At 72.9% G+C, this 17,375-nt stretch carries 17 protein-coding genes and 1 other RNA gene; 8 read left to right on the top strand and 10 right to left on the bottom strand.

The genetic code is table 11. From position 1 onward, the window contains the following. Positions 1 to 37: 37 nt before the first annotated feature. The 3 genes from AB0K34_RS42375 to AB0K34_RS42385 all read right to left on the bottom strand — a co-directional run bounded on the left by AB0K34_RS42375 (position 38) and on the right by AB0K34_RS42385 (position 2,734). Positions 38 to 796, bottom strand: a complete 759-nt coding sequence (locus AB0K34_RS42375) for a M48 family metalloprotease (protein WP_364554315.1) — start codon at positions 794 to 796, stop codon at positions 38 to 40. 1,145 nt (positions 797 to 1,941) lie between these two features. Continuing rightward, entirely contained in the window at positions 1,942 to 2,340 is a 399-nt protein-coding gene (locus tag AB0K34_RS42380; RefSeq protein ID WP_301177598.1) for a hypothetical protein, read from the bottom strand. Positions 2,341 to 2,389: 49 nt separating this feature from the next. After that, positions 2,390 to 2,734 (bottom strand): DUF6191 domain-containing protein, encoded by a 345-nt coding sequence (locus AB0K34_RS42385; protein ID WP_138641107.1) that lies wholly within the window; start codon positions 2,732 to 2,734, stop codon positions 2,390 to 2,392. A 119-nt stretch (positions 2,735 to 2,853) separates the two neighbouring features. On the opposite strand from AB0K34_RS42385, the gene AB0K34_RS42390 reads away from it, so the two are divergent. Then, a complete protein-coding gene (locus AB0K34_RS42390) occupies positions 2,854 to 3,693 on the top strand; it encodes a transposase (protein WP_364554316.1) in 840 nt (279 codons plus the stop codon). Positions 3,694 to 3,772: 79 nt separating this feature from the next. Here the strand turns inward: AB0K34_RS42390 and AB0K34_RS42395 are convergent, their stop codons facing one another. Beyond that, on the bottom strand, positions 3,773 to 4,294 hold the full coding sequence (locus tag AB0K34_RS42395) for a pyridoxamine 5'-phosphate oxidase family protein (RefSeq protein ID WP_364554317.1): 522 nt from the start codon (positions 4,292 to 4,294) through the stop codon (positions 3,773 to 3,775). Between the two features lie 113 nt (positions 4,295 to 4,407). On the opposite strand from AB0K34_RS42395, the gene AB0K34_RS42400 reads away from it, so the two are divergent. The 4 genes from AB0K34_RS42400 (at position 4,408) to rnpB (ending at position 7,631) form a co-directional block, all read left to right on the top strand. Further along, positions 4,408 to 5,229, top strand: a complete 822-nt coding sequence (locus tag AB0K34_RS42400; RefSeq protein WP_364554318.1) for a Nif3-like dinuclear metal center hexameric protein — start codon at positions 4,408 to 4,410, stop codon at positions 5,227 to 5,229. Continuing rightward, positions 5,226 to 5,969 carry a C4-type zinc ribbon domain-containing protein gene (locus AB0K34_RS42405; protein ID WP_205719625.1) on the top strand — a complete coding sequence of 248 codons (744 nt, stop codon included), beginning with the start codon at positions 5,226 to 5,228 and terminating at the stop codon, positions 5,967 to 5,969. Before AB0K34_RS42400 ends, AB0K34_RS42405 begins: the two co-directional genes overlap by 4 nt. Continuing rightward, positions 5,966 to 7,114 carry a bifunctional RNase H/acid phosphatase gene (locus AB0K34_RS42410; RefSeq protein WP_364554319.1) on the top strand — a complete coding sequence of 383 codons (1,149 nt, stop codon included), beginning with the start codon at positions 5,966 to 5,968 and terminating at the stop codon, positions 7,112 to 7,114. Before AB0K34_RS42405 ends, AB0K34_RS42410 begins: the two co-directional genes overlap by 4 nt. 120 nt (positions 7,115 to 7,234) lie before the next feature. Then, positions 7,235 to 7,631: RNase P RNA component class A (gene rnpB, locus AB0K34_RS42415), an RNA gene on the top strand. 31 nt (positions 7,632 to 7,662) lie between these two features. Here rnpB and AB0K34_RS42420 read toward each other — a convergent pair. Genes AB0K34_RS42420 through AB0K34_RS42430 form a run of 3 tightly spaced genes read right to left on the bottom strand, consistent with a single transcriptional unit; the run spans position 7,663 to position 9,428 of the window. Next, positions 7,663 to 8,487 carry a hypothetical protein gene (locus AB0K34_RS42420; RefSeq protein ID WP_364554320.1) on the bottom strand — a complete coding sequence of 275 codons (825 nt, stop codon included), beginning with the start codon at positions 8,485 to 8,487 and terminating at the stop codon, positions 7,663 to 7,665. Beyond that, a complete protein-coding gene (locus AB0K34_RS42425) occupies positions 8,484 to 8,975 on the bottom strand; it encodes a YfbM family protein (RefSeq protein ID WP_364554321.1) in 492 nt (163 codons plus the stop codon). The genes AB0K34_RS42420 and AB0K34_RS42425 overlap by 4 nt, the downstream gene beginning before the upstream one ends. Before the next feature lie 30 nt (positions 8,976 to 9,005). Then, positions 9,006 to 9,428: a sialidase family protein gene (locus AB0K34_RS42430; RefSeq protein WP_364554322.1), complete on the bottom strand. Its 423-nt coding sequence runs from the start codon at positions 9,426 to 9,428 to the stop codon at positions 9,006 to 9,008. Between the two features lie 108 nt (positions 9,429 to 9,536). Between AB0K34_RS42430 and AB0K34_RS42435 the strand changes: the two genes are divergently transcribed. Then, positions 9,537 to 9,737, top strand: coding sequence for a hypothetical protein (locus tag AB0K34_RS42435; RefSeq protein ID WP_301178041.1), 201 nt, complete (start codon positions 9,537 to 9,539; stop codon positions 9,735 to 9,737). Between the two features lie 302 nt (positions 9,738 to 10,039). On the opposite strand, the gene AB0K34_RS42440 is transcribed toward AB0K34_RS42435, so the two are convergent. From AB0K34_RS42440 to AB0K34_RS42450, 3 genes are all read right to left on the bottom strand, one after another. Continuing rightward, positions 10,040 to 12,280 (bottom strand): SulP family inorganic anion transporter, encoded by a 2,241-nt coding sequence (locus AB0K34_RS42440; protein ID WP_301178042.1) that lies wholly within the window; start codon positions 12,278 to 12,280, stop codon positions 10,040 to 10,042. Between the two features lie 235 nt (positions 12,281 to 12,515). Next, a complete protein-coding gene (locus tag AB0K34_RS42445) occupies positions 12,516 to 14,324 on the bottom strand; it encodes a hypothetical protein (RefSeq protein ID WP_301178043.1) in 1,809 nt (602 codons plus the stop codon). Positions 14,325 to 14,592: 268 nt separating this feature from the next. Further along, positions 14,593 to 15,177 carry a YbhB/YbcL family Raf kinase inhibitor-like protein gene (locus tag AB0K34_RS42450; protein ID WP_240808373.1) on the bottom strand — a complete coding sequence of 195 codons (585 nt, stop codon included), beginning with the start codon at positions 15,175 to 15,177 and terminating at the stop codon, positions 14,593 to 14,595. 392 nt (positions 15,178 to 15,569) lie between these two features. On the opposite strand from AB0K34_RS42450, the gene AB0K34_RS42455 reads away from it, so the two are divergent. Beyond that, positions 15,570 to 16,982 (top strand): NAD(P)/FAD-dependent oxidoreductase, encoded by a 1,413-nt coding sequence (locus tag AB0K34_RS42455; protein ID WP_138640218.1) that lies wholly within the window; start codon positions 15,570 to 15,572, stop codon positions 16,980 to 16,982. A gap of 73 nt (positions 16,983 to 17,055) precedes the next feature. Continuing rightward, positions 17,056 to 17,375: winged helix-turn-helix domain-containing protein (locus AB0K34_RS42460; protein WP_364554323.1), on the top strand; the 320-nt coding region annotated here is incomplete at its 3' end.

The raw sequence follows: 17,375 nt of genomic DNA on the forward strand, positions 1-17,375 counted from the left end.
CCAGGGGCCGCCGCCCCTCTTCGGCGGCCGGGCCTGATCACCCGAGCCGCCGCCGCAACCCCTGCGCCCGCCGGACGAGGGGGAGCGGCAGCCCGTCCGGGGCGTTCTCGATGCGCTCCTCCACCACCGCGACCAGCTCGGCGCCGAACCCGAGCCGCACCGCCACCGCGTCCGCCCGTGCCTCCCCGCGCGCGCCCAGGACCCGCGCCCCCAACGCCGCGGCATACGCGACACCCGCCGGCAGCGCCACCACCGCCGTGACCGCCGTGGCCAGCGCCCCCAGCAGGAGCACCAGCACGAAACCGATCGGCCGATGCCACGCCACGGCCCGCTTCCACATCGGCGCGACCGGCGCCCACACCTTGCGCAGCGTCCACAGCAGCGCCCGGCTCGGCATTGTGACCTGCGCGTGCACGAACGCCGGAACCGCCCGCCACCCCAGCAGATGCCCCAGCTCATGAGCCAGCACGGCCTCCAGCCGCCCCGGCGGCAGCGAACGCGCCGACGCCGACGTCACCGCCACCGTCCGCCCGAACGGCACGCAGGCGTTCAACCCGTCCGACTCGACGACCACCACCCGGTACCCGCCCACCCCGGCCCGCCGCTGGACGTCCCGCCACACCTGCTCCACCCGCTCGTCCCGGCGCGGCTCCCGGTACCCGTACACGCGCCCCGCCCCGAGCGGCGCCAGCAGCACCAGCCCCCACACGGCGACGACCACGACCGCCCCCCACACCGGCCACACCAACTGCACCCCGAACGCGACCCCCGCGACGAGAACCCCCTCAACCCCCACGACCGCCGCAACCGGCACCCCACCCCGCCCGGCGGGCTCCCGCCCAGGCGGCAGATAACGCCGAGCCTCGGGAACGTGCCACCCCTGCTGCCCGCCGCCCGCCACGTCCGCCCGGCCCCGCCCGCCCTCCAGCGCCGCCCCACCAGGACCCGGCACAACCGCCCCCGCGGACGCCTCCCCACCCCGATAAACCGCACCAGGCGGCGGCACACCGACGTGCGACGGCCCGCTGTAGTGGTGTGCGGGAGCGGCAGGACGAGCCCCCGCTGCGGTCTGCTCACCTTGGTAGGGCGGTCGTGCGGCAACGGGCGGGGTGCCCGGTGGCGGCCCGCTGTGGTGGGGTGTGGGAGCGGCAGGACGCGCCGCCGCTGCGGTCTGCTCACCTTGGTAGGGCGGCGGCGCGGCCATGGGCCCGGTGCCCGGTGGCGGCCCGCTGTGGTGTGTGTGGGTGGCAGGGCGCGCTTCTGTAGAGGCTTGCTCACCTTGGTACGGCGGCGGCGCGGCGACCGGCCCGGTGGCCTGTGGCGGCTCGCTGTGGTGGTGTGCGGGAGCCGCTGGATGCGCTCCTGCCGCGCCTTGCTCGCCCTGGTAGGGCGGTCGTGCGGCGACGGGCCCGGTGCCCGGTGGCGGCCCGCTGTGGTGGGGTGCGGCTGGCGGCTTCGCGGTGGGTGAGCGCTGTGGCTCTGCCGTCGTGTTGACCGGTGGCGGGTTGGCGCCTGCTGGGATCGGTCCACCGTCCCGGTGCGTGGGAGCAGCGGGAGGCTGGGCGGGGGTCGGCCACGATCTGGGCGGCTGCGGCGGTGTGCTTGAGGTGGGCGGTGCGGGCCGGGGCGGCTGTTGGACGTCCTGGCCGCTGTGGGGTGCCGTTGGGTCGGCGGGACGCGGCGCCGGTGGCTGTGGAGGTGCAAGTGGGGGCGCAGGGGGTGTGGCCTGTTGCGGTGCGGGGGTGGGTGGGCGCTGGTGGCGGCGGGTGCGTTCGTAGCGGCGTGACTGGGTGGTCCAGGTTTGTCCGTCCCAGTAGCGTTCGCGGCCCATCCACTCTGGATCTGGGTACCACCCAGGTGGTGTGCTCACCGGAAACCCGCCTCCCCGTCAGGAACAGAGCAAAGGCTTGCGCACCCCGCGACAGGGAGTCAACGGGATCGTCACAGCTTGGGGGTGAAGGGGCGGCGGTGGGCCGGGTCGTCGGGCTCGGCGAGGCCGCGCAGGGCCGTCTCGACGAGTTCCACGGCGCGCAGGACGGCGACGAGGCGGGCGCCCTCGCGGCGGTAGGCGTCCAGCACGGACTCGACGCCGTGCGGCGGGACGAGGTCGCCGAGGTCGACGCGGGCGGTGCGGAAGCCCTCGCGGGCCGCCTCGACGGACGCGGCGACGTGCTGGCGGGCCATCCGGGCGAGGGTGATCGGGTAGCGGCGCAGCACGCCGTAGCGGCGGTACTCGGGCGGGACGAGCTCGAGCAGCCAGCCGAGGGCGGTGTCCTCGAAGCGGTCGGTGCCCGGTGGATGCACCTGCGAGGGCCAGCCGGGCGGGACGTAGGTGCTCACGAGGGCAGGATAACCCGTGTTCGAACTCGTGTTCGAGTGCGGTCGGGTCCTATTCGTCCGGCGGGGTGCGCCGAATACGGATCTTGCCGGAGTCGAGGTCGTCGCGGGTGCGGCCGGAACCGGTCTGCTCGTGGTCGTCCTGCCGCATGACCTTCTGGCGCTCCTGCTCCTCCATCTTGACCTTCTTGGAGCCCTCGAACGCCGCGGCGAGGTCCTCGAACATGCCGCCGCCGAAGCCGGCGCCGGTCTCGCCGTCGCCGCGGATGGCCCCCATCAGGGACGACTTGCCCGTCCCCTCGCGGGGCCATTCGACTGTCTCCGGCTCGGCCGCCTCGGGGCGGTTGCCCATGGGACGGCCCTTGACGCGCTTGCGGCGCCGAAAGGGTGATTTCACCTAGTCCTCCGAAGGATTCCCCGGCCCTGAGGTGGGTGAGGAGTTCGTGCTGTGAGAAACGAGTCCACGGACATCCGAATTCCCTTACGCGCACCTGGCGAGTGTGTAAGGTGCCGGTCATGCGGACGGCGTACAAGTGCCGGGCCTATCCCGATGCCGAGCAGGCGGCCGTCTTCAACCGTACGTTCGGGTGCGTGCGCCTGGTGTGGAACAAGACGCTCGCCGAACGCCACCGCGCCTGGCACGCCGACGGCGAACCTACCTCCTACAAGCAGACTGACGCCGCGCTGACCGCATGGAAGAAGACCGAGGAACTGGCGTTCCTGAGCGAGGTGTCCTCGGTCCCGCTGCAGCAGGCGCTGCGGCATCAGCACGCAGCGTTCGCCGGCTTCTTCGCCGGACGCGCCCGCTACCCGCGGTTCAAGACCCGCACCGGCCGACAGGCGGCGCACTACACCCGCTCGGCATTCCGCATGAAGGACGGGCAGTTGTGGATGGCGAAGACGGCCGCGCCGCTCGTGCTCGTGTGGTCGTTCCAGGACGTGGACCCGGCCACGCTGGACCCCACGATGGTGGTGATCTCGCGGGAGCCGGACGGGCGCTGGTACGTCACCTTCGCCGTCGACACCCACGCCCCAAAGCCCGCGCCGCAGACCGGGCACCAGATCGGCATCGATCTGGGCGTCAAGTATTTCGCGGTGACGTCGGACGGGGAGCGCATCGCCAACCCGCGCCATGTGGAGCGCAAGGCGGCGAACCTGGCCCGGTACCAGCGGCGCATGGCTCGCAAGCAGCCCGGCAGCGTCAACCGCCGCAAGGCCAAGAACATCCTTGCGGCTGGTCGAGCCGTAGCCGGAGGCGGCACCTCCGGTGATGTCTGTGGAGCTGACGTCAGACGGCAAGGGCACTCCCTTCCGCAGTCGGCCGCGAAGCAGAAACACCCACGGCGCGAGCCGTAGGAATCCCCTCCCACCAGGGAGGGGAGGCAGTCAAACAGACTCCAACGCGATGAGTCTCCAGGTTGATCCCGGCGGACGGTCAGGTTCCGAACGACCACCGGGTGGGAGAACCGGTGAAGTCTCCCTGGCGGAGCCCGAACACCGATTGTGGGCGCACCGCGACGGTCGCGTTCACCTCGGGGTCCAGGAAATCGACACGATAGCGGGTCGCGTACTTGGAGTTGACCAGGTCGATGAACCGCTGGAGGTCCTTCTGCTCGGTGAGGATCTCGGCGCGGCCCTCGATGACGACGGGGTTCTCGGCCTCCTCGGTGGTCACCACGACCTGCGGGTTCGCCCGCAGGTTGACCATCTTGCGGGACGGGACGGCGCTGCTGAACAGCAGGGCCTCGCCCGACCAGGCGCCCCAGACGGGCATCGCGTGGGGGCGTCCGTCCGGCCGGACCGTGCACACCCAGAAGTTGCGCGCGGCGCGCAGCCGCTCCACGGCCCACGACCACGGCAGCAGGCCGCTTCCCTCGTCCGGCCCCTGGATGCCGTAGCCGGGCATGTACGGGCGTTCCGCAGTGGGCTCCGGTCCCGCGGCGCCGGCGTCCGACATGGCGTTCTCCCTTCCCTCGTGCACTGTCCCGTCCATATCGTTACAGACCGCGCCGCCCCGCGGTGACGCTCGGTGGCTCGTTGGGAGCGGCTGGGCGCGGTAGCCTGCGGGACGTGCGCCTATCCCATGTCATCACGGTTCTGGAGGAGCTTTACCCGCCCGCGTGGGCGGAGTCCTGGGACGCCGTCGGACTGGTCTGCGGAGACCCCGATCAGGAGGTCGGCCGGGTCCTGTTCGCCGTCGACCCCGTCGCCGCCGTGATCGACGAGGCGCTGGAGTGGGACGCCGACCTGGTGGTCACGCACCACCCGCTGCTGCTGCGCGGCGTGCACTCCGTCGCCGCCACCACCCCCAAGGGCCGGCTGATCCACCGGATGATCACCAGTGGGCTCGCGCTGTACACCGCGCACACCAACGCCGACCGGGCCGATCCCGGCGTCTCGGACGCGCTGGCGCGGGCCGTGGGCCTGACCGGCGGGCTGCGCCCGATGGTCCCCGCCGACGACGACCCGCGCCGCGGCCTCGGCCGGATCGGGGAGCTGGCCGAGCCCGTCACGCTGCGGGAGTTCACCCGGCGCGCCGCCGTCGGCCTGCCGTCCACCGCCTGGGGCGTCCGCGCGGCCGGCGACCCGGACGCGGTCGTGCGCACCGTCGCCGTCTGCGGCGGCTCCGGCGACTCCCTCCTCGGCACCGCGCGCGCCGCCGGTGTCGACGCCTACCTCACCGCCGACCTGCGGCACCACCCCGCGTCGGAGTTCGCCGAGCACGGCGGGCCCGCCCTGGTGGACGCCGCGCACTGGGCGACCGAATGGCCGTGGCTGGCCGACGCCGAACGCCGGCTCGCCGCGTCCTCCCCCGAAGCGGGCAAGTTGGAGACCAGGGTGTCCACGCTCGTCACCGACGCGTGGCGCCTTCACGAAGAAGGAGCACTGTGAAAGCCGCACCGCAAGCCCAGCTTCGACTGCTCGACCTGCAGGAGCTCGACAGCTCGCTGGACCGGCTGGCGCACCGCCGCCGGACGCTGCCCGAGCTGGCGGAGATCGAGCGGCTGGAGGGGCGACTGACCGAGCTGCGCGACGCGATCGTCGCGGCCGAGACCGAGGTCGGCGACCTGCAGCGGGAGCAGAAGAAGGCCGAGCAGGACGTCGACCAGGTCCGCACCCGCGCCGACCGCGACCAGAAGCGGCTCGACTCCGGCCAGGTGACGTCCGCGAAGGACCTCAGCAGCCTGCAGGCGGAGATCGAGTCGCTGCAGCGCCGCCAGTCCGACCTGGAGGAGGTCGTGCTGGAGATCATGGAGCGGACGGAGGAGGCCGAGGGGCGCGTCGCCGCGCTCCGCGCCGACCGGTCCGCCGCGCAGGAGGAGCTGACCGGGCTCACCGAGCGCCGCGACACCGCGCAGCGGGAGATCGACGAGGAGTCGGGGACGACCAGCACCGCGCGCACCGCCGTCGCCAAGGACGTCCCGGACGACCTGCTCGCCCTCTACGAGAAGCTGCGCGGCCAGTTCGGCGGCGTGGGCGCGGCCAAGCTGTTCCGCGGCGCGTGCCAGGGCTGCCACCTGGCGCTGAATACCGTCGACCTGAACAACATCAGGGCTGCGGCGGAGGACGAGGTCGTCCGCTGCGAGGAGTGCCGCCGCATTCTCATCCGCACGCCAGAGTCGGGCCTGTGAGCGCAGTCGCCGGGGGGCGTGGGGGGTCGTCCCCCCACAGGGGCGCGAGCGCACGCAAGCTGATCGTCGAGGCGGACGGGGGCTCGCGCGGCAACCCGGGGCCCGCCGGGTACGGGGCCCTCGTCCGGGACGCGCTGACCGGCGAGGTCCTCGCCGAGGTGGCCGAGTCGATCGGGCACGCCACCAACAACGTCGCCGAGTACCGGGGCCTGATCGCCGGGCTGACGGCGGCGGCGGACCTCGACCCGTCCGCCCGCGTCGAGGTCCGGATGGACTCCAAGCTCGTCGTGGAGCAGATGTCCGGCCGCTGGAAGATCAAGCACCCGGACATGATCCCGCTGGCGCTGCGCGCGAAGGAGCTGGCCGGGGGCCTCGGGTCGGTGTCCTACGGCTGGATCCCGCGCAACCGGAACGCGCACGCCGACCGGCTGGCGAACGAGGCCATGGACGCCGCCGCCCGCGGCGAGCACTGGACCCGCAAGGTCGAGGAGGCGCCGAGGGAGCCGGAGCCGCCGCCGCGTCCGCCCTCGTCCGCTCCGATGACCACGGTCCTGCTCCGGCACGGCGAGACGCCGCTGTCGATCGAGAAGCGCTTCGCCGGGATCGGCGACGTCCCGCTCACCCCGAACGGCCTCGCGCAGGCCCGCGCCGCCGCGCTCGCGCTCAAGGACCGCGGCCTCGACGCGATCGTCACCTCCCCCCTGGCCCGCTGCCGCGACACGGCCGCCGAGGCCGCCGCCGTCACCGGGCTGGACGTCCGCGTCGAGGACGGCTTCCGGGAGACCGACTTCGGCGAGTGGGAGGGCCTCACGTTCGCCGAGGCGGGCAAGGGGTGGCCCGCCGAGATGAAGGCGTGGCTGGCCGACCCCGAGGCGGCGCCGCCGGGCGGGGAGAGCTTCGCCCAGGTGTCCCGCCGCGTCCGGACCGCACTGGACAAGCTCAAGGTCCGCTACCGCGAGCAGACCGTCCTGGTGGTCTCGCACGTCACGCCCATCAAGCTCCTCGTGAAGGACGCCCTGGGCGCGCCCATGTCGTCCCTCTACCGGATGCACCTGGACGTGGCCGCGCTGTCGTCCATCGACTGGTACGCCGACGGGCCCGCGACACTGCGCACGTTCAACGACGTGCACCACCTTCCCTCTTGACCAATCCCGCCCGGACGAGGCCCTCACCAACCTCCCCTAGGTCCGCTAGTCAACTGACGGACCCGGAAGAGCGGGTGCGTGAGCGCCTCACGCACCCGCTAACCTCTTACGTACGGCGGACGAGCCGGCCGGACGGCCGCGTCGGGGAGCGATCCCCGTCGAGGAAAGTCCGGGCTCCACAGGGCAGGGTGGTCGGTAACGCCGACCCGGGGTGACCCGCGGGACAGTGCCACAGAAAGCAAACCGCCACCGGTCCGCCGGTGGTAAGGGTGAAACGGTGAGGTAAGAGCTCACCAGCGCCCACGGTGACGTGGGCGGCTCGGTAAACCCCACCCGGAGCAAGGTCAAGAAGGGGCCCCGCAAGAGGCCCCGCGCAGGTGCCTGAGGGCGGCCCGCCCGAGCCTGCGGGTAGACCGCTGGAGGCCGTCGGCAACGGCGGCCCGAGATGGATGGCCGTCACCCGCCGCCCCGCGAGGGACAGCGGGCACAGAACCCGGCTTACAGGCCGACTCGTCCGCCCCCAAGCCTCCTTGAGCAGCGCCGGGACTTCACGGCTTCGGGGGGTATGGGTCCTCTGGCTTGTGCCATCTCCAGTTGAACCATTCTCGCGGCAGGTCACGCTGCAGTGCTTGGGCGGCATCGGGGGTCCGGGCGCGGATGTTGAGATGGCCCCGGCTCCACGGTCGTCCCCAAGGCCCTCTCCTATGCTCGTATTCATCGGGCATATGGAACGTCGTGAGATTGAGGATCACATTCTCGCCCGCGTACCAGCGGCCTCCCGTGGGGGTGCACTCCAGGGGCTCAAGGGGGAGTGGAGGGAGGGGCAGCGGGGTGTATCGGTGGTACACCTCCGCAATCTCCGTCTCAAGCAACTCGCCGTACATGGTGAGCGTGTCGTCTGCGTAGAGCGACTCGGTGAGCACCATCTCGACCAGAGCGATCGAAAGGCGTTCTGCGCATGCGTGCTGCCCGTGGCCCCAGTCGCACGACTGCACGGTGGGTGGATCGTCCATGTGCAGATCCGCCGGGCGGATGTAACGCTCCCAGGATCCCTGGTTCTCGTGGTGGTACAGCAGCAGGTCCTCGAAAACGGCGAGCTGATCCGGGGCCTTCAAAAAGTTCATCGTGCCGCAGAGGTCGGCGCGTTTGCCGAACAGCGTGTACGCCTCGCGCAGCGCGGCGGGAAGTGTGAAGCCCAGCCGCTCTTCGGCGGCGTGCACGTCCGCGATGCCGTAGCCGTCGCAATCACGCAACGGTTCTGCCCATGTGTCGGCGAACCGGCGGATGAACTCCCATGCGCTGTGCCTGTCGCGCGTTGCGGCGGCTAGTTCGGTGGCGAGCTCAAATCGGGCGGTCGCGGGCGGTTCGGTCATGTGAGGGCCAGGAGGAGGGCGTCGCCGGAGGCCGCGGCGGTGTTGCAGAAGGTCACTAGCTTTTCGTAGTGGCCGCTGAGCCATCGCAGGTTGAACTCTTCGTCGGCGGGGCGCCAGACGCCGGGGTAGATGTCGGCCTCTTGTAATTCCTGGGCGTCGTAGTGCGCCAGAAGGGTGCTGGACGGGATTCGGTTCAGCAGGGCGGCCGTTGATCGCACCAGGTCCGGGTCCAGGAAGAAAGGGGGGCCGTAGTCGAAGTCTTCGGTGAGCGGGACTCCGGCGAAGAAGATGTCCGCTGAGGGGCCGGAGGATTTCTCCAGGAGATGGCTCAGGGCGTGCCACGTCTTCTCGATACCAATGGCCTTGTCCATTGCCGGGTCGCCGTCGAAGTGGTCCACGTCGAAACTGAACACGAACTTCGCGGCGTCTGCTCGGAGAGCGTCCATGTCGGTGGAGGCGACTCTTATACATCGGCACCTGATGCCCACGATCTGCTCCCTGCGGCCGGTTTTGTGGGCTCAGAGTAGTGGGCTTGGCGAGGGCCGGGGGCGGCCCGGCCCTCGCGGGGGTCTGGATTCGAGCCAGGGGAGGGTTGTGCGGGCGAAGAGGATGCCGCCCGTGTCTCCTATCTCACAGAGGGTTCCTATGGAGCCGTTCGCCAGGACGGCCATCGTGGAGTAGCCGGCGGCGCCGGGCTTGATGAGGGCCTGGTGGGGCCAGCTTGCGCCGTCGTCGCGGCTGACGCGGCCGGTGAGGTCCGTGCGGGCCATCGCGATCTGGATGTTGTTGGTGCCGCCGTCGAGGTCGTAGCCGCCGTCCACGCGGACGTCCATGGCGGCGATCACCATGCCGCTGTTGGAGACGGCGAGGGCCGGGATGCGGACGGATCTGGCGGATCGGGCGAGCGCGCTGCGCCTAGAGACTCCCGGGAATCGGGTCACCGGACACAGAAAGGATGAAACACGGCGCATACCGTCCTGGTAAGAGCCGATCGCCGTGGACGGCGACGGCGGCGGGGCCGGTGCTGGGCCCCGTGGAGAGGAGCGCAGATGATCGCCATCGTGTTCGTGGCCCTCGCGTTCGCCGGGCTGCTCGGGGGCCTTGTGTACCTGTGGGACTTCTCCCGCGCCAGCCGGCGCGACGCGCTGTTCCTGCCGGCCTCCGACGGCCGCGCGCGCCGCGCGCGCCGGGTGACCGGGATGTACGTCCGAGACTACGCGCGCGCCGACGACGAACTCGTCGGGCGCTGAGCGAAGACCGCGGCCGAGCGGAGGCCCGCGCCCGGTTCCCCGGGGCGCGGGCGCCCGCGACGGCGCAGGGTTTCTAGCGAGCGGCGGTCGCCGGCCGGCCGGACCTCATCGCGCGGGGCGGGGGCCCCGCCGAGGCGACGCGGGCCGGAGGCCGCCATGGAGAAGGACCGCCGGGCCGGTGCGTGCAGGGCCCGGCAGGTCCGGCCGTGGGCCCGCCCGTCGGGGTGGCGGAGCCGGTGGACGGTGGGCGGGTCGTCCGGACGGGGGCGGCCCGCACACCGTGGATCGCGACCCGGACCGGGTCAGGTCAGGGTCCGCGAGCCCGGCGTCTCCGGGACGGCGTCCGGGACGCGGGCGAACGTGCCGGCGGCGCGGTCGAGGATCTCGACGTTCGCCGACGACAGGTCCAGGTACAGGCCGACCAGCTCGATCTCGCCGGCCTCGACCCGCTCCCGGAGCCACGGGTAGGTCAGCAGGTTGTCGAGCTGCTGCATCACGTTGATCTTGCAGAGCCGGGTCAGCGGCGGCTCGTCCCAGCCGTCCGGGTCGGTGGACAGGAAGCGGGCGAGGCTGTGGTTGCCGTGCCGCAGCCAGCGCGACAGCCCGGTCAGGTGCTCGACCTCGGTGCCGCCGGCGAGCAGCGCGGCCATCGCACCGCAGTTGGAGTGCCCGCAGACCGTGATCGTCCGGATGTCGAGGACGCTCGTGGCGTACTCGACGGTGGCCGACACCGAGTCGTCGGGCGTCTGGGACCCGTGCCGGGGCACCAGGGCCCCGACGTTGCGGTTGATGAACAGGTCGCCGGGCCCGCTGGCGGTGATGATGTTGGGCACGACGCGCGAGTCCACGCAGGTGATGAACAGGTGCTGCGGTTTCTGCTTCATCGCCAGCTCGGACATGATCGGCCGGACGAGCGGGGCGGTGCTGTCGTGGTAGTCGCGGATGCCGTTCAGCAGCACGGCCGCGGGGGACGTCTCCGGCGCGTCGAGCTCGGCCTCGGAGCGGCGCCGCCGGTTGGCCCAGGGCGCCCACCAGCGGGCCGGCGGGGCGGCTTTGCGCGGCTGAGTCATATCACCTGTCACCGCTCTTTCATACCAAGCCTCGTGAACCTCGTCGATGTCGACCCTGCCTCCTTGGCGTTCGTGCGCGAGCCGCCACTGGTGGATCGCGTCGAACGCGGCGTGGTCCATGAAGTCGACGTTGAGATCCAGATCGACGCTCGAACCCGCCGGGATGTTCCGCAGCGCCCGCGTCACCCGGGGGACGCCGAGGAAGGTGAACGTCCCCTCGACGACCACGTGCCGCCGGGGCGGGACGGGCCCGTCGCCGGGCACGAGCACGAGCTCCTCCGTCCGGACCGACAGCCGCGTCAGCCGGCGCAGCGCCAGCACCGCGATGATGCCGACGCCGACCAGGACGCCCTGGCCGAGCCCCAGCAGCACGACGCCGGCGAGGGTGCCGAAGTAGGCGGGCGCCTCCCGGTGGTGCCGCAGCTCACGGACGCGGTCGAGGTCGACCAGCCGGATCCCGAGCATGATCAGCAGCGCGGCGAGCGCGGCCAGCGGGACCCGCTCGATGAGCGGCGCGCAGCACAGCACGAGGACGAGCACCCACACGCCGTGCAGCACGGGGGACAGCCGGGTGCGGCCGCCGGCCTCCACGTTGGCCGTGCTGCGGACGATCACCCCGGCCACCGGCAGCCCGCCGAGCAGCCCGGACACGGCGTTCGCGGCGCCCTGGGCGCGCAGCTCCCGGTCGAGATCGGCCGGCGGTACCCCTTCGGGCCGGACGCGGTCGACCGCCACGGTGCACAGCAGCGACGCGACGCCCGCGACGAGCGCGACGGACACGACGGCCCCGGCGACCCCGATCGGCGGGCCGTGCGGCAGGACGGGGGCGGCCCACCCGCTGAACGGCGAGTCGGGCAGGTCGACGCGCGGCAGCGGCAGCCCGAGGCCCCAGGCGGCGGCGGTGGCGAGGGCGACGGCCGGCAGCGGGGCGGGGACCAGCCGCAGCGGCCCCTGCCGCGGCAGCCGCGCCCACAGGACCAGGACGAGGACGGTCAGCCCGGCCACCAGCGCCGGAGGCAGGTCCGGCCGCAGCAGCTGGCCGGGCAGCTCCCGCAGGTTGGCGACCGCGGACTGCTGCGGCCCGCCGCCGAGCACGACGTGCACCTGGCCGAGGACGATGACGACGCCGACCCCGGCGAGCATCCCGTGCACGACGGCGGGGGAGACGGCGAGCGCGGCCCGCGCGAACCGCCAGGCCCCGAGGACGAGCTGCAGCAGCCCGCCCAGCGCGGTGATCGTGCAGGTGGCGCGCCAGCCGTAGGTCTGCACGAGCTCGGCCACCAGCACGGTGAGCCCGGCGGCCGGCCCGCTCACCTGGAGCGGCGAGCCGCCGAGCAGCCCGGCGACGATCCCGCCGGCGGCCGCGGCGACCAGCCCGGCGGCGACCGGCGCGCCGGACGCCACCGCGATGCCCAGCGACAGCGGGACCGCGACGAGGAAGACGACGAACGAGGCGAGCAGATCCCGCCGCATAACGGACACGTTGCGTGTCTTTGAAGTCACACGCTGTATATAAGCACGATTAGCGGGCCTACACGCGGACACAACGCCCGCGCCGCGCCCCCGGATTCAACCTGCCGCCACCCGCGCGTTCCGCGTCGGCCGTCCCGCCGCCCACCTGCGAAAAGGCGAGGGTGCGAGTGGGGCAGGACGCGCTGAGGGCCGCCGGATTGCCCGGCGGCCCTCAGCGTCTTCGGTGCGCGTCGCCCTAGCGGCGGTAGTTCTCCCAGTCGTCGGCGGGCTGGCGGTTGCCGTACGGGGGGCCGTCGTTCTGCTGGCCGCCCTGGTAGCCGCCCTGCTGCTGCCCCTGCGAGTTGCCGTAGTAGCCGGAGCCGTACGCCTGGGTGGCGTTCGGGTCGGTGTAGCCGCCCTGCGAACCCTGGTCGTGCGGTGCGGCCAGCGGGTCGCCGGAGCCGTTGTAGCTGCTGCCGCTGAAGTCGCCGTAGACGCCGCCCGAGGAGCCGCCGGAGCCGAGCGGGTCGTCGTAGCGGTTGGACTCGCCGTAGGCGGGGGCCGTCGGGTAGCCGTCGCTCTGCTGGCCCTGGCCGTAGCCGCCCGGCGCCGCGCCGAGACCCGCGTCGTAGCCGCCGGTGCCCTGACCGCCGGCGCCCTGGCCGCCGGACGGCCACGGGCCGGTGTTCCCCGTGCTCGCGGGGGGCTGGCTCGTCCCGTAGGAGCCGGTGCCGAGCGGGTCGCCCAGCGGGTCGTTCAGCGAGCCGCCGCCGTAGGAGCCGCCCGAGTCGGACGGGCCCGTCGACCGCTGGCGGTCGGACTGGATGCGCTGGAGCAGCTCGTCCACCGTGGGGAGCTTGTGCCCGTCGGTGTCGGAGCCGCCGTGCGCGGCCGGAGCCGGAGCGGGCGCCGGAGCCGCCGGAGCCGGCGGGGCCGCCGGGGGCATCGGGGGCGGGGGCGGGGCGGCGGGCTCCTCGGGACGGCCGAGGGGCAGGCCGAGCGGGTCGGACACGCGCGGGTCGCCGCCGCGCGGAGCGCCGGGGCCGAGCGGCATGTCGTAGTCGGGCCGGGCGGCGGGCGGCGGGCCCGCGGCCGGGCGCCCGCCGAGCGGGTCGGAGCCGTAGTCGCCGTAGGACGGCTCGCGGGAGCCGTACTGGGGCTGCTCGGGAACGCCGTACTGCTCCTGGCCGCCGTACGACGGCTCACCGCCGCCGTAGGAGGGCTCACCGCCGCCGTAGGACGGCTCACCGGGGCCATAGGACGGCTCGCCGGGGCCGTAGTCGGCGGCGGCGCCGTACGCGGGCTGCGGTTCCTGCCCGCCGTACACCTGCTGGTCGGGCATGCCGGGGCCGCCGTAGGGCGGCTGCCCGCCGCCGGGGCCGGCGAAGTCGGCGGGGAGCGGGTCGAGCGCCGTCGCGCCGGGGTCGCTGCCGAAGGGCGCGCCGCCTGGGAACCCGCCGGGCGTCTGCTGGGGGCCGGTGCCGGGCCCGCCGGGGTGGCCGAGGCCGTTGAGGACGGTGCCGTCGGCGCCCATCGAGACGGGCTGGGTCAGCTGGGGCTGCTCGGCGGGGGGCTGCTCGGGCGGGGGGGCCTGCGCGTGCAGCGGGTCGGCGGCGGGGTCGTGCTCGGGGTGCTCGCCCTGCTGGTCGCGGTCGTGCTGCCAGGGGAACTTGGGCTTGTCGAAGGTGATCGTCGCCCAGTAGTCGTCGTCCTCCATCTCGTCGGACGCCGAGCCGCTCGGGGCGGGGGGCGGCGGGGACGGGGCGGCGGTGGGCGCGGCGAGCGGCCCGCCGGCGACGCGGCGGTCCGGACCGGGCTCGGGCGCGCGGTCGTACCCGCCGTCGTAGCCCTCGTCGTAGCCGTCGTTGTAGCCGGGGCCGTAGTCGTCCTGGCCGCCCTGCTGCTCGTGCGGCGGGACTCCGCGGCGGCCGCGCGGCTGCGGCTCGTCGTCCATCCAGTCGTCGTCGTCGCGTCCGGCCCTGCTGGCCCGCAGGCCCAAGGCCACGAGGACGACCACCAGGACGACGACCACAATGAGGCCGAAGACCACGATGTAAGAAGTCATGCCACCACCCAATGCCTTGGCCCAGCGGGAGTCGCCGGCGCGGACCGCGGGTCCGTCCCGATTGTCGCAAGCGTCCGGATCGTCACGGGCGGCCGCCGATGCGGCTCAGCACGATTCTGTCCGACCGCTATGACCGTTGTCACACCCTTCGCGCACATTTACCCTCACACGGCGTGCGCCGATCGGCCAACTCCGCCGATCCGCGCACCCCTGTCGGCTCCAGCCCCCCGAGGGGTCCGCGTTGACCCGGTGCTCGCAGGCTCCACGGTCAACGCGCCTGCTCGCCGCCGAAGTTCCCGATGATCCGCCCGCGGCCGATGGTGTGCTCGGCGATGGCGGGGAGCGAGTCCTTCAGTGCGGCGCCGTTCTGGAACGGTGCCGGATCGTCCAGCGCGTAGATGGTGAACCGGTACCGATGCTCTTCTCCCTTGGGCGGGCACGGTGGCGCGTAGCCCGCCTTCTTGTCCGTGGTCAGCCCTTCGACGGTCCTGTCCAGCTGGGCGCCCTCGACGATCTCGTTCACCGTCCCGTCGATGCCCGCGATGACCCAGTGGACGTAGGCGCCGCCGGAGGCGTCCGGGTCGTCCGCCACGATCGCGAACGACTTGGTTCCGGGCGGGCCCGACCACCGGAGCGGCGGGGTCTTGCCCTGTCCGCCAGGGTACGTCTTGCAGCCGTACCGCGGGGGCAAGTCGCCGCCATCGTGGAAGGCCGGGCTGGTCACGGTGAACCACTCCGACAGTTCGGCGCTCTGGTTCTGCGGCTGGCCGATCAGGCCGCAGCCGCTCAGGGCCGCGGCGAGGGCGAGGGCGCCCGCCGCGGCCGCCGTCGGACGCCGGTGTCTGCTCATCATCGATACGCTCCCGCGCGAGATCGTACGCCGCGCACCGCCGGGGCCGCCGTCGTGTCGGTCCCGCATCTCGGCCGTGCGCGTTCCCGCCGCCGGCGCCCCCTTCCTCGTCCGCCCCAACCTTAGGGCTTCCGCCGGGGTGGGACGGGCGGTTCGGCGCGCCGTGCGCCGCGTCGTCCGGCCGGTGGCCGGGTGACGTCGATCATGCGTGTTCTGTCCCGCTCCATCCGATTATTTGCGAAGGAGTGGCGGGTTTCACACGCGAGTTAGCCCCCTGCTTTACCGGAACGGGAAGTTCTCGGGTTCTTTCCTGGTTCTGGATTGGTGCAAGGCACGTTCCATCGGCTAGCTTGTGAATGTCTTCACAAGCCGACCGTGATCATAGGAGGGCCGCAATGGCCAGGACCGCCGAGGAGACCTCTGGCGCTCCCCACATCCTCATCGTGGGTGGCGGCTATGTGGGCATGTACACCGCGCTGCGTCTGCAGAAGAAGCTGAAGCGAGAGCTGAGACGCGGCGAGGTCAAGGTCACCGTCGTTGACCCCAACTCGTACATGACGTACCAGCCGTTCCTGCCCGAGGCCGCCGCCGGGAACATCTCCCCGCGGCACGTCGTCGTCCCGCTGCGCCGGGTGCTGCCCAAGTGCACCGTCCGCAAGGCGCGCGTCACCGAGTTGAACCACGACGAGGGCTGGGCGATCGTCCAGCCGCTGGCCGGACCGCCGGAGCGGATCTCCTACGACTACCTGGTCATGGCCGCCGGCGCCGTGCCGCGGCTGCTGCCCATCCCCGGGCTCGCCGAGCACGGCATCAGCCTCAAGACCGTCGGCGAGGCCATCCACCTGCGCAACCACGTGCTGGAGCAGCTGGAGATCGCCGAGTCGACCGACGACGTCGAGCTGCGCCGCAAGGCGCTGACCTTCGTGTTCGTCGGCGGCGGGTTCGCCGGCGTCGAGGCCGTCGCCGAGCTGGAGGACATGACCCGCGACGCGACCAAGTACATGCGCAAGGTCACCCCGCAGGACCTGCGGTTCATGCTCGTCGAGGCGACCGACCGCATCCTGCCCGAGGTCGGCCCCGACATGGGCAAGTGGACCGCCGAGCAGCTGCGCGGCCGCGGCATCGCGGTGAAGATGAACACCTTCCTGCAGTCCGCGGTCGACGGGCAGATCGAGCTGTCGGACGGCAGCAGCTTCCCGGCCGGGACGCTGGTGTGGAACGCGGGCGTCAAGCCGTCGCCGGTCGTCCGGCACGGCGACCTGCCGCTGGACGAGCGGGGCCGCGTCAAGGGCACCGAGTACCTCACCATCGAGGGCCTGGTGCGGGCGTTCACCGCCGGCGACAACGCCGCCATCCCGGACCTGACGCAGGAGGGCATGTACTGCCCGCCGAACGCGCAGCACGCCGTCCGGCAGGCCAAGCTGCTCGGCGACAACATCGTCCGGTCGCTGCGCGGCAAGACCCTGAAGCCCTACGTGCACGGCAACCTCGGCGCCGTCGCGGGCCTCGGCCTCCACAAGGGCGTCGCCAACCCGATGGGCTTCAAGCTCAAGGGCTGGCCGGCGTGGTTCTTCCACCGCAGCTACCACGGCGCGATGGTGCCGACCTTCAACCGCAAGATCCGCGTCATCGCGGACTGGACGCTCGCGCTGTTCCTCAAGCGCGAGACCGTCTCCCTCGCCACCATCGAGCAGCCGCGCGCCGACTTCGAGCTCGCGGCCCTCGACGAGGCCCGGGCGAAGGCCAAGGCCGGCCAGCACTCCAAGGAGGAGGCGGCCGACAACGAGGCCGCCGAGTCCGCGGCCTGAGCCGCGCGCCCGAACGCCCCGGCGGTCCCCGCGACCGGCCGGGGCGTTCGCCGTCCTGCGGGAGAATCGCCGGGTGCGAATCGGGATCCTTGGGCCGCTGCAGGTGCACGCGGACGGCGGTGCGCCCGTGCCGGTCGGAGGCGCCCGGCTGCGCGCGCTGCTGACGCTGCTCGCGGCGGAGCCCGGCGCGGCCGTCCCCACCGAGCGGATCATCGACGCCCTCTGGGAGGACGCGGTGCCGGCCGGCGCGCCGAACGCGCTGCAGTCCCTGGTGTCGCGGCTGCGGGCCGCGATCGGGCGGGACGCGGTCGAGTCGCCGCCCGGCGCCTACCGGCTCGCCGTGCCGCCCGAGGCCGTCGACGCGCACGAGTTCGAGGCGCGGGTGCGCGCCGC

Source organism: Actinomadura sp. NPDC049382, assembly GCF_040677125.1.
GTDB classification, from domain to species: Bacteria; Actinomycetota; Actinomycetes; order Streptosporangiales; family Streptosporangiaceae; genus Spirillospora; species Spirillospora geliboluensis.